The sequence below is a fragment of the Stenotrophomonas sp. STEN056 genome (genome assembly GCF_056759635.1).
The window spans coordinates 1-13,434 of sequence record NZ_JBRRDL010000014.1 but is presented as its reverse complement, the minus strand read 5'-3'; the positions used below and the strand labels follow the sequence as shown (position 1 = coordinate 13,434).

General features: G+C 64.8%; 14 protein-coding genes. 7 read left to right on the top strand and 7 right to left on the bottom strand.

Annotated elements, in window-relative coordinates; all coding sequences use genetic code 11:
- Positions 1-35 precede the first annotated feature (35 nt).
- Both ACVOLO_RS09420 and ACVOLO_RS09415 read left to right on the top strand, forming a co-directional pair.
- Complete coding sequence (locus tag ACVOLO_RS09420) at positions 36-1,289, top strand: DUF819 family protein (RefSeq protein ID WP_481569992.1); 1,254 nt, start codon at positions 36-38, stop codon at positions 1,287-1,289.
- 268 nt (positions 1,290-1,557) lie between these two features.
- Entirely contained in the window at positions 1,558-2,811 is a 1,254-nt protein-coding gene (locus ACVOLO_RS09415) for a DUF819 family protein (protein ID WP_481569991.1), read from the top strand.
- Between the two features lie 214 nt (positions 2,812-3,025).
- Here the strand turns inward: ACVOLO_RS09415 and ACVOLO_RS09410 are convergent, their stop codons facing one another.
- From ACVOLO_RS09410 to ACVOLO_RS09400, 3 genes are read right to left on the bottom strand one after another with little or no spacing between them, the layout of a single operon-like run.
- Positions 3,026-3,157: a hypothetical protein gene (locus tag ACVOLO_RS09410; protein ID WP_481569990.1), complete on the bottom strand. Its 132-nt coding sequence runs from the start codon at positions 3,155-3,157 to the stop codon at positions 3,026-3,028.
- Positions 3,158-3,191: 34 nt separating this feature from the next.
- Entirely contained in the window at positions 3,192-3,416 is a 225-nt protein-coding gene (locus tag ACVOLO_RS09405; RefSeq protein ID WP_481569989.1) for a YbdD/YjiX family protein, read from the bottom strand.
- On the bottom strand, positions 3,416-5,482 hold the full coding sequence (locus ACVOLO_RS09400) for a carbon starvation CstA family protein (protein WP_481569988.1): 2,067 nt from the start codon (positions 5,480-5,482) through the stop codon (positions 3,416-3,418). The genes ACVOLO_RS09405 and ACVOLO_RS09400 overlap by 1 nt, the downstream gene beginning before the upstream one ends.
- 237 nt (positions 5,483-5,719) lie before the next feature.
- Between ACVOLO_RS09400 and ACVOLO_RS09395 the strand changes: the two genes are divergently transcribed.
- The gene (locus ACVOLO_RS09395) at positions 5,720-6,568 is read left to right on the top strand and encodes a pirin family protein (RefSeq protein ID WP_481569987.1); all 849 of its coding nucleotides are present in this window, start codon (positions 5,720-5,722) and stop codon (positions 6,566-6,568) included.
- A 121-nt stretch (positions 6,569-6,689) separates the two neighbouring features.
- Here the strand turns inward: ACVOLO_RS09395 and ACVOLO_RS09390 are convergent, their stop codons facing one another.
- Entirely contained in the window at positions 6,690-7,154 is a 465-nt protein-coding gene (locus ACVOLO_RS09390) for a hypothetical protein (RefSeq protein WP_481569986.1), read from the bottom strand.
- Positions 7,155-7,470: 316 nt separating this feature from the next.
- On the bottom strand, positions 7,471-8,190 hold the full coding sequence (gene aqpZ, locus ACVOLO_RS09385) for an aquaporin Z (RefSeq protein WP_481569985.1): 720 nt from the start codon (positions 8,188-8,190) through the stop codon (positions 7,471-7,473).
- Positions 8,191-8,407: 217 nt separating this feature from the next.
- On the opposite strand from aqpZ, the gene ACVOLO_RS09380 reads away from it, so the two are divergent.
- Positions 8,408-8,542, top strand: a complete 135-nt coding sequence (locus tag ACVOLO_RS09380) for a hypothetical protein (RefSeq protein ID WP_481569984.1) — start codon at positions 8,408-8,410, stop codon at positions 8,540-8,542.
- Between the two features lie 18 nt (positions 8,543-8,560).
- Here the strand turns inward: ACVOLO_RS09380 and ACVOLO_RS09375 are convergent, their stop codons facing one another.
- Positions 8,561-9,421: a pirin family protein gene (locus ACVOLO_RS09375; RefSeq protein ID WP_481569983.1), complete on the bottom strand. Its 861-nt coding sequence runs from the start codon at positions 9,419-9,421 to the stop codon at positions 8,561-8,563.
- Positions 9,422-9,579: 158 nt separating this feature from the next.
- Positions 9,580-10,380, bottom strand: a complete 801-nt coding sequence (nfi, locus tag ACVOLO_RS09370; protein ID WP_481569982.1) for a deoxyribonuclease V — start codon at positions 10,378-10,380, stop codon at positions 9,580-9,582.
- Here nfi and gpmA point away from each other — a divergent pair.
- The 3 genes from gpmA (at position 10,351) to ACVOLO_RS09355 (ending at position 13,143) form a co-directional block, all read left to right on the top strand.
- A complete protein-coding gene (gene gpmA / locus ACVOLO_RS09365) occupies positions 10,351-11,100 on the top strand; it encodes a 2,3-diphosphoglycerate-dependent phosphoglycerate mutase (protein WP_481569980.1) in 750 nt (249 codons plus the stop codon). The two genes, nfi and gpmA, sit on opposite strands and share 30 nt — an antisense overlap.
- Before the next feature lie 182 nt (positions 11,101-11,282).
- Complete coding sequence (locus ACVOLO_RS09360; protein ID WP_481569979.1) at positions 11,283-11,975, top strand: alpha/beta hydrolase; 693 nt, start codon at positions 11,283-11,285, stop codon at positions 11,973-11,975.
- 262 nt (positions 11,976-12,237) lie between these two features.
- The gene (locus ACVOLO_RS09355) at positions 12,238-13,143 is read left to right on the top strand and encodes an alpha/beta hydrolase (protein WP_481570045.1); all 906 of its coding nucleotides are present in this window, start codon (positions 12,238-12,240) and stop codon (positions 13,141-13,143) included.
- Positions 13,144-13,434 lie beyond the last annotated feature (291 nt).

Below are 13,434 nucleotides of genomic sequence, written 5' to 3'. Positions count from 1 at the left end.
ATGCGCCTGCTTTCAGGCAGCCAAGGGGATCAACGATGGCCGCAGCCGCAACCGGCGCATACATCACCAACGACATCATCGTGTTCGGCCTCATCGCCGCCACCTTGGGTGTTGTTTTCTGGACATCCAGCAGCAACAGCCCGTTGCTGAAGAAGTTCTACAGTTTCGTGCCGGCATTGCTGCTGTGCTACTTCATTCCCGGCATCTACAACACCTTCGGTTTGATCGACGGTGAAGCCACCAAGCTCTACAACCCGATCGCGCGCGATGTGTTCCTGCCCGCCGCGCTGGTGCTGCTGACGCTGTCCATTGATTTGAAGGGCATCATCGGCCTGGGTTGGAAAATGCTGGCCATGTACGTGGCGGCCGTGCTGAGCATCATGCTGGGGGCACTGGTCGCCTTCCAGCTCATGCGCTGGATCCACCCGGAAACGATGGCCGGCAGTACCTGGGGCGGCATGGCTGCGCTGGCCGGCAGCTGGATTGGCGGCGGCGCCAACATGCTGGCGATGAAGGAGATCTTCGAGGTCGACGCGACCACCTTTGGCCAGTTTGCGGTGGTGGATGTCGGCGTGGGTTATGTGTGGATGGCGGTGCTGATCTTCTTTGCCTCGCGTGCACCGGCAATGGACAAGCGTAGTGGCGCTGATACCACCGCGCTGGATGATCTGCGTGATCGGGTGGCCAGCTACCAGGCCCAGCACGCGCGCATTCCGCAGTTGGGCGACATGATGGTGATGGGCGGTGTCGCGTTCGGCACCGTGGCCCTGGCGCATGGCCTGGCGGGCCCGATTGCAGATTGGTTCGCGGCCAACGTGGGCTGGTCCTCATCGGTGAGCATGGACAAGCCTTTCGTCTGGGTGGTGCTGCTGGCCACATTCATTGGTCTGGGCCTGAGCTTCACCCGCGCGCGTGAACTGGAAGGCGTGGGCGCGTCGAAATGGGGCTCGATGTTCCTGTACTTCCTGATCGCCTGCATCGGCATGCAGATGGATCTGCTGGCGCTGCTGCAGAAACCGTGGCTGTTCGCGCTGGGTGTGATCTGGATCGGCGTGCACATCGTGCTGCTGTGGTTTGCCGGCAAGTTGCTGCGCGTGCCGTTCTTCTATTTCGCCATTGCCTCGCAGAGCAACATTGGCGGTCCCGCATCGGCCCCGGTGCTGGCGACGGCGTTTCATCCGGCATTGGCGCCGGTGGGCGTGCTGCTGGGGACGCTGGGTTATGCGGTGGGCACTGGCGCGGCGTATGTGGTTGGGATTGCGCTGCGGGCGATGGCTGGGGCGGGGTGAGATTAGGGCGGCTGGGTAGCTTCCCCCCTCTCCCCAACCCCTCTCCCGCCAGGGGAGAGGGGCTTTAAAACTGCAGTTGCATGGAATGTTTCAACTTGTCGCCATCAAAGCCCCTCTCCCCTGGCGGGAGAGGGGTTGGGGAGAGGGGGAAAGCACAAAGCACAAACCACCGCCTCATCAATCCCCGCACCGTGCTAGGCTCTGCCTCCCCACGCCACGTCACCCACGTGGCGTTTTCATTTCCCTTCGATCGACAGGAACAGGCCTTATGCCGACCGAAAACACCCCCGCAATCATCACCAATGACATCGTGGGGCTGGGCCTCATCGCTGCCACGCTGGCCTTGATCTTCTGGTTGGCCAGCGGCCCCACGCCGTTCTGGAAGAAGGTCTTCAGCTGGGTGCCGGCGCTGCTGCTGTGCTACTTCATCCCGGCCATCTACAACACCGCCGGGCTGATCGATGGCCACACCACCAAGCTCTACAACCCCGTCGCCCGCGACGTGCTGCTGCCGGCGGCGCTGGTGCTGCTCACTTTGTCGATTGACCTGAAGGGCATCATCAAGCTCGGCCCGAAGCTGTTGATCATGTTTGTCACCGGCACGGTGGGCATCATGCTCGGCGCGCTGGTGTCGTTCCAGGCCATGAAGCTGATCCACCCGGCGACGGTGGCCGGGGACACCTGGGCCGGCATGGCGGCATTGGCCGGCAGCTGGATCGGCGGCGGCGCCAACATGGCCGCCATGCGCGAGACCTTCAATGTCGATGCGACCACCTTCGGCCAGTTCGCGGTGGTGGACGTGGTGTGCGCCAGCATCCTGCTGATGCCGGCACTGATCTGGCTGGCCGGCCGCGCGCAGAGCATTGATGCACGCAACGGCGCCGATACTTCGGCCATCGACGACATGAAGCGCCGTATCGCCGATTACGAGGCCAAGAGCGCTCGCATTCCGACCCTGACCGACCTGATGATCATCGTCGGCGTGGGCCTGGGCATCGTCGGTGCGGCCCATGCACTGGCCGCGCCGCTGGCCAGCTGGTGCGCGCAGAACCTGAGCTTTGCCAAGCAGGCGTCGCTGGACAACCAGTTCGTGTGGGTGGTGATGCTGTCCACCTTTGCGGGCCTGGCACTGAGCTTCACCAAGGTGCGCAATCTGGAAGCGGCCGGTGCGTCCAAGGTGGGCACGTTGTTCCTGTACTTCCTCATTGCCTGCATCGGCATGCAGATGGATCTGCTCTCGCTGCTGGAGCGGCCATGGCTGTTCCTGCTGGGCGTGATCTGGATGGGCACCCACGTGCTGCTGCTGTACGTGGTCGGCCGCCTGCTGAAGGCACCGATGTTCTTCCTGGCCATCGGTTCGCAGGGCAACGTGGGTGCGGCGGCGTCGGCGCCGGTAGTGGCGGCGGCGTTCCACCCCAGCCTGGCGCCGGTGGGCGTGCTGCTGGGCACGGTGGGCTATGCCACCGGCACGGTGCTGGCCTACATCACCGGCCTGATGCTGAAGTGGATGGCCGGTGCGTAGGAGCGACCTTGGTCGCGAAGCTCGGGATTTTCGTGCGGTAGAAGATGCTGTCATCGGATGATCCATTGGCCTCGCGGCCCAGGCCGCTCCTACAACGCCAGGTTCACGTAGGAGCGACCTTGGTCGCGAAGCTCGGGATTTCCGTGCGGTAGAAGGTGGTGCCATCGGATGATCCATTGGCTTCGCGGCCCAGGCCGCTCCTACAACGCCAGGCTCACGTAGGAGCGACCTTGGTCGCGAAGCTCAGGATTTCCGTGCGGTAGAAGATGCTGCCATCGGATGATCCATTGGCTTCACGGCCCAGGCTGCTGCAGGCGGTGGTCAGCAACAAAAAAGGCGGAGCCAATGGCTCTGCCTTTTTTGTGTTTCAACCTCGGCACTCAACAGCAGCGGAAGCCGCCCTTGCCGCCAAAGCGGGCTTCCTGGCGCTCGCGGAAGAAGGTTTTGTAGTCCATGACCTCACGGTCGGGATGCTTCTCCTGCATGTGCCGGACATAGTTGTCGTAGTCCGGCACCCCGCAGCACAGGCGTGCGGTCTGCACCAGGCGCCGCCAGGTGCGGCGGAACGTCTGGTACTGGCCGACGGGGACGAGCTCGGTACCCATTACACGTCCATCTCGTGCGGCTTGAGTGCCACATACGGCGTCTCGTGGTCGGTACGCACCGGCGAGCGGCGGGCCGCGGCGATTGTCTTGATCGAGTACACCAGCACCGCGAACACCACGAACAGGAACAGCACCGTCAGGCCGGCGTTGATGTAGTTGTTCACCATCACCTGCTGCATCTGGTCGAAGCTCTTGGACGGCGCCAGCAGGTTGCCGTTGGCGATGGCATCACGGTACTTGTGGGCCTGGGCCATGAAGCCCACGCTCGGCTCGCTGGAGAAGATCTTGATGAAGCCGGCAGCGGTGGTGCAGATCAACAGCCAGATGGCCGGGATCAACGGCACCCAGGCGTACTTGTCCTTCTTCAGCTTGAACAGCACCACGGTGCACAGCAGCAGGGCCACACCGGCCAGCATCTGGTTGGCGATGCCGAACAGCGGCCACAGCATGTTGATGCCGCCCAGCGGGTCGGTCACGCCCTGGTACAGGAAGTACCCCCACAACGCGACGCAGCCGCCGGTGGCGATGAAGCTGGCCACCCACGAATCGGTGCGACGCAGCGCCGGCACGAAGTTGCCCAGCAGGTCCTGCAGCATGAAGCGGCCCGAACGGGTGCCGGCATCCACCGCGGTGAGGATGAACAGCGCTTCAAACAGGATGGCGAAGTGGTACCAGAACGCCATCATGCCTTCGCCCGGCAGCACCGCGTGCAGGATCTGCGCGATACCCACGGCCAGGGTCGGTGCGCCACCGGCGCGCGAGAGGATGGAGTGCTCGCCGATTTCAGCCGCCGTTGCAGTCAACTGCTCCGGTGAGATCGCAAAGCCCCAGTTGGTGACCACCTGCGCGGCGTGGACCACGTCGGTGCCGATCACTGCAGCGGGGCTGTTCATGGCGAAGTAGATGCCCGGCTCGATGATCGAAGCCGCCACCATGGCCATGATGGCCACGAACGATTCCATCAGCATGCCGCCGTAACCGATGTAGGCAGCGTGGCCTTCATTGGCCAGCAGCTTGGGCGTGGTGCCCGAGCTGATCAGTGCGTGGAAACCGGACACCGCACCACAGGCAATGGTGATGAACAGGAACGGGAACATGCTGCCCTTCCACACCGGGCCGGTGCCGTCGGTGAACTGGGTCAGCGCCGGCATCTTCAGCTCCGGCATCACGATCAGGATGCCGATGGCCAGGCCGACGATGGTGCCGATCTTGAGGAAGGTGGACAGGTAGTCACGCGGCGCCAGCAGCAGCCACACCGGCAGCACCGCGGCGACGAAGCCGTAGCCGATCAGCATCCAGGTGATCTGCACGCCGGTGAAGGTGAACATCGGGCCCATCACCGGATCGGCGGCGACCTTGCCGCCGTACCAGATGGCGGCAATCAGCAGCACCAGGCCGACCACGGAGATCTCACCGATCTTGCCCGGGCGGATATAGCGCATGTACACGCCCATCAGGATGGCGATGGGCATCGTCGCGATGACGGTGAACATGCCCCACGGGCTGCCCTCCAGTGCCTTCACCACGATCATCGCCAGCACCGCCAGGATGATGATCATGATCATGAAGACGCCGAACAACGCGATGGTCCCGGGCACCGGGCCCATTTCCTCGCGCACCAGGTCGCCCAGCGAGCGGCCATTGCGACGGCTGGAGATGAACAGGATCATGAAGTCCTGCACCGCACCGGCCAGCACCACGCCGGCAATCAGCCACAGCGTGCCGGGCAGGTAGCCCATCTGCGCGGCCAGCACTGGGCCGACAAGCGGGCCAGCGCCAGCGATGGCGGCGAAGTGGTGGCCAAACAACACGTGCTTGTTGGTGGGCACGTAGTCCAAGCCATCGTTGTTGATGATCGCGGGCGTGGCGCGGGTGGGATCCACCCCCAGCACCTTGTTGGCGATGAACAGGCCGTAGTAACGGAAGGCGACCAGGTACAGCGACACCGCTGCCACCACGATCCACAGAGCATTGATGTGTTCGCCGCGGCGCAGCGCCACGACGCCCAGACAGAATGCGCCGATCAGGGACAGCACTGCCCAGCCGGCTTTGGAAAAACCTTTCATCGAGTCGCCTCACAGGGAGATGCAGGCAAGGTTCTACCCATGCAGCGCGGGGGTCAACGTGTATGGGAGGTGAAGCAGATGCGACTTTGGTAGTAGGACGCGGTGGTCGCCTGGCTGACTGCGCGGTTTGCTCACGGCCCGGCGATGGCCTGTCTGGAACGATCGGTTGCATCGGCAATGGTTGGCGCACACGCCGCCGGTCGCCATTGTTGTTTGAACCTTGCAAGGAGAATGGTCATGAGCAGCAAACCCTCCGCCCGCGTACTGCATACCCTGCGCGGCATGCCCACCTCCGATGGTGCGGGCGTGCGCCTGACCCGGGTGATCGGCACCCCGGCGCTGCCGGATCTGGACCCTTTCCTGATGCTGGATGAATTCGGCACCGACCGCGCCGAGGACTACATCGCCGGTTTCCCCAGCCACCCGCACCGGGGCTTCGAGACGGTTACCTACATGCTCGACGGCCGCATGCGGCACAAGGACAACCATGGCAACGAAGGTCTGCTGACCCCGGGCAGCGTGCAGTGGATGACCGCCGGGCGCGGGCTGGTGCATTCGGAGATGCCCGAGCAGGAGTCCGGGCGCATGCGTGGGTTCCAGCTGTGGGTGAACCTGCCGGCGCGCGACAAGATGACCGCACCGCGTTACCAGGAGTTCGCGCCCGAGCGCATCCCGCTGGCCACACCGGCCGAAGGCGTCACAGTGAAGGTGATTGCCGGGCGGGTGGGGGAGGTTCAAGGGCCGATCGTGCAGCCTGCGACAGACCCGCTGTATCTGGACATTGCCCTGACAGCCGGCAGCCGTTGGTCCTATCCGCTGCCGGAAGGGCACAGTGTCTTTGCCTATGTGTTTGAAGGCGGGGTGGTGCTGGGAGACGGTGCCGACGCGCGCCCTGTGCTGCAGCATGAGCTGGCAGTGTTGGACGAAGGCCAGCTTGAGATGACCGCAGAAGCCGGTGGCGCGCGCTTGATCCTGGTCGCAGGCCGGCCCCTGCGTGAGCCGGTCGCACGACACGGGCCGTTCGTGATGAATACCCGCGAGGAACTGATGCAGGCTTTCGTGGATTACCAGGAAGGAAAGTTCTAGGGCGCCGAGGGCAGCCGGGCGTGGCGGGCGACGGGCGTTGCGTCCACGCCCGCACCATGCCCGCCGCTTCCAGAGCGGCTTGCGAGTTGCTTTCCTGCTGCCTCAAACGCCGGTGTTGGCGTCAGTGGTCCGCGCCGGCCAAGGTGGACGGGCTGAGGTTGAGCGTCTGCGTCAGGCTCTGCAGGGTGCCAAGCTCGCTGGTGTCGGCGGCATCAATCCAGATCTGGGCGAAGCGGTTCTTGTCCAGCTTGACAGTGGTGATGCGGCGCGACTCCAGGCCAGGCAGGTCACGGCCGCCCATGTCCAGCTTGTACCAGTGCAGCGACTCACCGGCGAAGGCGCCCTTTTCCGCGCGCAGGGCACGGTTCAATGCCAGGTCGGGATCGCGCGTGGTCAACATCATGTTCAAGACCGCGCGGCCATCTTCGGTGGTGGCCTTGCACACGATGAACGCGCTCTGCGTCTGTTGTTCCCAGTGCAGGCCGCTGGTGGACGGAAGGGTGGGGCACTGGTCGGCCTGTTGGCCCCAGGCGGTACCCCAGGCGGCAAGCAGCAGTGCAGCGGTGGCAATACGGACAGTCTTCACTTCACATTCCCCATAAAACATCGGCCGTGGACGGCACGACGACAGTCGTGGATGGTTCTGAAGGCAGCAGCGTTGGCCGGTGGGCAATGTTCCCCTCGCCCTGTCAGCGCATCCCCATGCGTGGCCGGCCAGCACTGACGTTATTACAGAATCCACCCCGCTGGCAAAGAAATACCGGGCTGCCTGCTTGCTCCCGGGTGGGACGGCAGCCCCGTTCCCGGGGAAGGCGCCCGGAGGGAAGCTTTTGACGTTGATGTTGCCGGACAAGCAAACGGCCCCACTGCGGGGGCCGTTTGCGGGTTGCTGCAAGTGGGGCTTACTTGTCGTTGCCGATCCACTTGTAGGCGATGCCGCCGATCAGCGCGCCGAGGATCGGTGCCACCCAGAACAGCCACAGCTGGCCCAGTGCGCCGGAGCCGGCGAACACCGCCACGGCGGTGGAACGGGCCGGGTTCACCGAGGTATTGGTGACCGGGATGCTGATCAGGTGGATCAGGGTCAGCGCCAGACCAATGGCGATGGGCGCGAAGCCAGCGGGCGCACGGCCGTGGGTGGCACCCATGATCACCACCAGGAACACCGCGGTCAGCACTACTTCGCACAGGAAGGCCGCGGCCACGGCATAGCCACCGGGGGACAGGGCGCCGTAGCCGTTGCTGGCGAAGGCACCAGCCTGGCTGCCGTCAATGAGGAAGTTCGGGTTGCCCAGCGCGATTTGTTTGATGATGAAGGCCGCCACGATGCCGCCCAGCACCTGCGCCAGGATGTACGGCACCAGGTCCTTGGCAGCGAAACGGCCGCCGGCCCACAGGCCGATGCTCACTGCCGGATTGAAGTGGGCGCCGGAGATATGGCCAAAGGCATAGGCGCCGGTCAGCACGGTCAGGCCGAAGGCCAGTGCGACGCCAACAAAACCAATACCCAGCGGGTTGCCATTACCGCCGAAATTCGCGGCCAGCACCGCGCTGCCGCAGCCGCCCAGCACCAGCCAGAAGGTGCCGAGAAACTCGGCAGTCAGTCGCTTTCCCATGTTCATCGTGATTCCCCAGTCAGCCCAGAACGGGCGTAGGGAAAATAGCGGAGTACGCCGCGTCAGCGCGTTTTGAAAACGTTAAATTGCCAGCGGATTTGTCGCGGGAGTTTTCAGCCAAGGGCGACAGGCTGCCTGGCCGGAGGCAGTGCATCAGCCGCAGACAAGGTGAACCCGGGACGGCGGAGGCACCTGAAAGCTTTGCCACGCACTGGTATCGCACATGGATTCAAGTCGCATCGACCGCGATGCCGCCGACACACCGGCGGCAGTGAACGCGGCCTTCCGTGCGGCGCCGGCATCGGATCCGGCGCCCCACCTATTCGATACGCGCCGCTGGAGTTGCGGCGCTGTTTGACGCCCGCGCAGGTCCAGCTCAGCCCGGCAGCGGAATGAATTCCTTGTCATCGCCCGGGATGGTGCCGAAGCGCCCGTTCTGCCAGTCGTCCTTGGCCTGCTCGATGCGCTCCTTGGAGCTGGACACGAAGTTCCACCACAGGTGGCGGGGGCCATCGAGCGGCTCGCCGCCCATCAGCATGGCCTTGACCGGCGTCTTTGCACGCAGGCGGCCACGGGCACCGGGTTCGGGGATGACCAGGTGCTGGGCGGGGATGTCGATGCCATCCAACTGCGCGTCGCCTTCCAGGATGTAGAGCGCGCGCTGGACATGCGAGGTGTCCAGGTCGATTTCAGCATCCGGGTCCAGGTCAATGGCGACATTCAGGGTGTCGGTGAACACCTTCACCGGGGACTCTTCGCCATAGGCGCGGCCGGCGATCACACGCAGCAGTGCGCCGTTGTGGCGCTGCTGCGGCAACTGCTCGGCGGCGAAATGGAAAAACGCCGGGTCGGTTTCCTCATGGGACTTGGGCAAGGCCACCCAGGTCTGCATGCCGTGCACGGCCTGTTCGTGGCTGCGGACATCGGCCGGGGTGCGTTCGGAATGGGCGATGCCGCGCCCGGAGGTCATCCAGTTGACGTCGCCGGGGCGGATCACCTGTTCCGAGCCAAGCGTGTCGCGGTGGCCAATCTGCCCGGCCCACAGGAAGGTCACCGTGGCCAGGCCGATATGCGGGTGCGGGCGGACATCGATGCCCTGGCCGGGGCTGAAGATGGCAGGGCCCATGTGGTCCACGAACACGAACGGCCCGACGCTGCGCGCCTGCAGCGTGGGTACCGCACGGCGTACCTGGAAACCGCCCAGGTCATGCACGCGGGGACTGATGATGGTGGTCATGGGGACTCCGTGGCAGGTATCTGGCGCGGAGGATGACACGGCCGGCGCGAGGCTGTCGTGACCAGCGCGGCAACGGATTGTTTTGTCCGGCGTGCACGTGGAGGGCTTGAACAGGGCCTGCCTGCGCTGCACCGGAGCAACGGGAAACGTGGCAGAACCTAGCGCTGCGAGGCCAGCCGGTCCGCTAGCCGTGTGGGTTCGGGCAGTCGATAGCCGCGCAGGCAATCCAGCACCATCGGCAGGCAGGCTTCCACCGAGACACGATGCCCCGGTGACACGAACAAGGGCTTGCAACGCGGCTTGCTGCGCAGCACCCAGCCCACCTGCCGGCCCTTGAACATCAGCGCGGAGTGGTCACCGCGCTGTGGGCCCGGTTCGTCGTAATCGCCGACCAGGCGGCTCTTGCCGACGCCGATGCTGGGCAGCCCGGTAAGCACGCCCAGGTGCGCCGCGATACCGAGACCGCGAGGGTGCGCAATGCCGTGACCGTCGACAAACACCAGCTGCGGCGGCGGCGAAAGCGCTGCCAGCGCCTGCAGCGCAGCGGGCAGCTCGCGGAAGCTGAGCAGCCCCGGGATGTAGGGCAGGGCGGTAGGCAGCCGCGCAAGCGTGGATTGCAGTGGCGCAAGCGTGGCGCCGTCCAGCAGCACCGCCGCGGACAAGGTGGTGCGGCCCCCGTCCTGGAAGCCACTGTCGATGCCGGCAATCCGTGCCGGCAGGCCGGTCAGTGTGTCGGCCAGTTCAACCTGCGCGGCCAGCGTCACCTGTTGCTGGCGCAGTTGTGCGTAGTCGGTTGCCGGCGGGGCGGAGGCGGTGGGCTGCATCGGGCTAGCCTGCCATGCCCGGGGGCATTGTCGAGCGCGGGGCGAGGGCGGTGGCGACGGGCTACAATCGGCCTCTTTCCTTCCCCCGACCCGGAGATATCCGCAGTGACCCGCAAACTCGTGCTGTTGCGCCATGGCCAGAGCCAGTGGAACCTCGACAATCGCTTCACCGGCTGGGTGGATGTGGAACTCACCGCGCAGGGCCGTCAGGAGGCTGCGGCAGCCGGCCGGCTGATGAAGGAAGAAGGGCTGCAGTTCGACGTCGCCCACACCTCGGTGCTCAAGCGCGCCATCCACACCTTGCAGGGCGCGCTGGCCGAGCTGGGCCAGGATTGGCTGCCGGTCAGCAAGTCCTGGCGCCTGAACGAGCGCCACTACGGTGGCCTGCAGGGCCTGGACAAGGCCGAGACCGCTGCCAAGCACGGCGAAGAGCAGGTCAAGGTGTGGCGCCGTTCCTACGACATCCCGCCGCCGCCGATGGACCTGGAAGACCCGGGCCACCCGATCCACGACCGCCGTTACGCCGGTCTGGACCGCAACGCGCTGCCGGGCACCGAGTCGCTGGCCACCACGCTGGACCGCGTGCTGCCGTATTGGCACGACGCCATTGCCCCGCAGTTGAAGGACGGCAAGACCGTGCTGGTCACCGCCCACGGCAACTCGTTGCGCGCGCTGTACAAGTACCTCAACAACGTGAGCAAGGAAGCCATCCTTGAGCTCAACATTCCAACCGGCATCCCGCTGCTGTTTGAATTGAACGACGACCTCACCGTGCAGTCGTTCCGCTACCTGGGTGATCCGGAAGCGGCGAGGAAAGCGGCCGAAGCCGTGGCCAACCAGGCCAAGGCGAAGTAACACGCAGCAACCGCAACACCACGGAACCCGGCGCAAGCCGGGTTTTCCTTTTGCGTCGCAAAACCGTCACAGGCCATTTACGGCACAGCTGAAAAATTGTGCATCCCGTCCTGCCGTGCACGCTTCCCATGCGAACCGCGAGTGCACAGCAAGGCCTTTTTCCCGTCGAAGGAATCAACGTCATGAGCAAGCCGGCTGTCGTACTCGTCCATGGTTTCTGGGGTGGTGCCGCGCACTGGGCCAAGGTCATTCTTGCGCTGCGGGCACAGGGCTACACCGATATCCGCGCGGTGGAGAACCCACTGACCTCCCTGGCCGACGATGCAGAGCGCACCCGCAAGATGGTGGCGCAGGTGCCCGGGCCGGTGGTGCTGGTGGGGCATTCCTATGGCGGCGCGGTCCTCAGCCAGATGGGCAACCAAGGCAACGTCAAAGCACTGGTGTTCATTGCCGCCTTTGCGCCGGATGCCGGCGAGAGCCCCGGTGGCATCACCCAGCAGCACCTGCCGGAAGCCGCGCCCAACCTGGCGCCGGACAGCGATGGCTACCTGTGGCTGAAGCCGGACAAGTTCCATGAGAGCTTTTGCCAGGACCTTCCGGATGACCAGGCCTTCGTGATGGCGGTGACGCAGAAAGCGCCGCTGGCCAGCACCTTCGGCGACAACGTCACCGACCCGGCGTGGAAGCACAAGCCAAGCTGGTACCAGCTTTCCAGCCAGGACAGGATGATCCACCCGGCAAACCAGAAGGCCATGTCCGAGCGCATGAACGCGCGCCGCGTGTTGACCCTGGATGCCAGCCACGCCTCGTTGGCTTCGCATGCGGCGGACGTGGCCGCGCTGATCGACGAGGCCGCAAAAGCCACGGCGGGCTGATCGCCAACAGAGTTCAACGCCGCACCACGACCAAGGTCAGGTGCGGCGGGTTTTGCGTTGACCCTGCTGCGGGCGGACAGCACCGCAGGTTGCCACGACCGCCGTGTCGTTCCGCCTGGCTTCCAATGGGCGGGCTTCACCGCGGTCGCGGGAGCCGAGCGTGCCGACCAGCATTCGGCCGTATCGCGCCATGCCATCATCGGGCACTGATCACGATCGCTGGAGAGTCTGCTTGAGCAAATGGATGATGTCGGTAGTGGCAATGGTGGCCTTGAGCGCGTGCAGTGGCGCTCAAGAGCCGGCGGCGAAGGAACCGGAACCAGCGGCCGCCGCCAAGCCCGCTGCGGCAACCGCGCAGCGCGGCCAGGGCAGTCCGTATGAAGTGCTTGGCAGCGAAGTGTGGGATGTGCCGGATCCGGTCAGCGGTCGCGACTACCAGGCGTTCGTCGCCTTGCCAGCCGGCTACGCGGACAACCCGGACAAGCGCTATCCGGTCTTGTACGTCACCGACGCTGACTATGCCTTCCCCCTGGTCTGGCAGATGGCGCGTCGCCTGAATGTCGAAGGCCGCAAGATTGATGACTTCATCCTGGTGGGTTTGTCCTATGCCAAGGGCGAGGGCGGCATGCAGAGCCGCCGGCGTGATTACACACCCACGGTCAACGGCCCGAGCAGCTCACCGGCCGATGCCGTGCACGGCGGCGCCGGCGACTACATCACCTATCTGGAAACGCAGGTGTTGCCGTTCGTGGCACAGCGCTACCGCAGCGACGAAAGCCGGCGCATGTTCCTCGGCCATTCCTACGGCGCGTTGCTGGGCACGCAGGTGCTGCTGGAGCGGCCGCAGCTGTTCAGCGCCTACATTCTTGGCAGTCCGTCGTACTGGTTCGACAAGCAGGTGATGGAACGCCGCCTGGCTGTCGCGGGCAAGACCGCCGAGCAGCCGCTGCGGGCCTATATGTACGTTGGAGAATACGAGTCGCGGCAGCATGGCGGCGATGCCGACATGGTGGCCGATGCACAGCGCATGAGCGGTTTGCTGCGCGCCCGTGGCGGCGAGGCATTGCAGCTGAAGCTGGATGTGCTCAACGATGAAGACCACCTCAGCGTTGCACCGCGCGGTTTCATGCATGGCTTGAAGTACGTGCTGGCCGCGCCGCAGGGCTGAGCGACGTTAAATCGCTCCTACCCGCGATGAGCGATAACACGCCTTTTGTAGGAGCGACTTCAGTCGCGAAGCCGATAAAGCTCGCACACCAAGTCTGCAATCGCATGCATCCCGACCACCGCAAGGCTGCGAGCTTCGCGGCTTAAGCCGCTCCTACCCGCGATGCGCAACAACACGCCTCTTGTAGGAGTCAACTGTCTTGCACAGTCTCCATAGAGCCGACCCGCCAAGGCGCGTTGTCACGCTTCATCGCGTTGAGCCGGGTCAGGTATTTGCGCATGCAGGCGGTAA

Excerpts from the sequence above, each read along its gene's own strand:
- ACVOLO_RS09420 (WP_481569992.1), top strand. The coding sequence starts at position 36 with ATGGCCGCAGCCGCAACCGGCGCATACATCACCAACGACATCATCGTG.
- ACVOLO_RS09405 (WP_481569989.1), bottom strand. The coding sequence starts at position 3,416 with ATGGGTACCGAGCTCGTCCCCGTCGGCCAGTACCAGACGTTCCGCCGC.
- aqpZ (WP_481569985.1), bottom strand. The coding sequence starts at position 8,190 with ATGAACATGGGAAAGCGACTGACTGCCGAGTTTCTCGGCACCTTCTGG.
- ACVOLO_RS09395 (WP_481569987.1), top strand. The coding sequence starts at position 5,720 with ATGAGCAGCAAACCCTCCGCCCGCGTACTGCATACCCTGCGCGGCATG.
- ACVOLO_RS09355 (WP_481570045.1), top strand. The coding sequence starts at position 12,238 with ATGGTGGCCTTGAGCGCGTGCAGTGGCGCTCAAGAGCCGGCGGCGAAG.
- ACVOLO_RS09360 (WP_481569979.1), top strand. The coding sequence starts at position 11,283 with ATGAGCAAGCCGGCTGTCGTACTCGTCCATGGTTTCTGGGGTGGTGCC.
- nfi (WP_481569982.1), bottom strand. The coding sequence starts at position 10,380 with ATGGCGCAACAGCACGAGTTTGCGGGTCACTGCGGATATCTCCGGGTC.
- ACVOLO_RS09380 (WP_481569984.1), top strand. The coding sequence starts at position 8,408 with ATGGATTCAAGTCGCATCGACCGCGATGCCGCCGACACACCGGCGGCA.
- ACVOLO_RS09400 (WP_481569988.1), bottom strand. The coding sequence starts at position 5,482 with ATGAAAGGTTTTTCCAAAGCCGGCTGGGCAGTGCTGTCCCTGATCGGC.
- ACVOLO_RS09375 (WP_481569983.1), bottom strand. The coding sequence starts at position 9,421 with ATGACCACCATCATCAGTCCCCGCGTGCATGACCTGGGCGGTTTCCAG.
- ACVOLO_RS09415 (WP_481569991.1), top strand. The coding sequence starts at position 1,558 with ATGCCGACCGAAAACACCCCCGCAATCATCACCAATGACATCGTGGGG.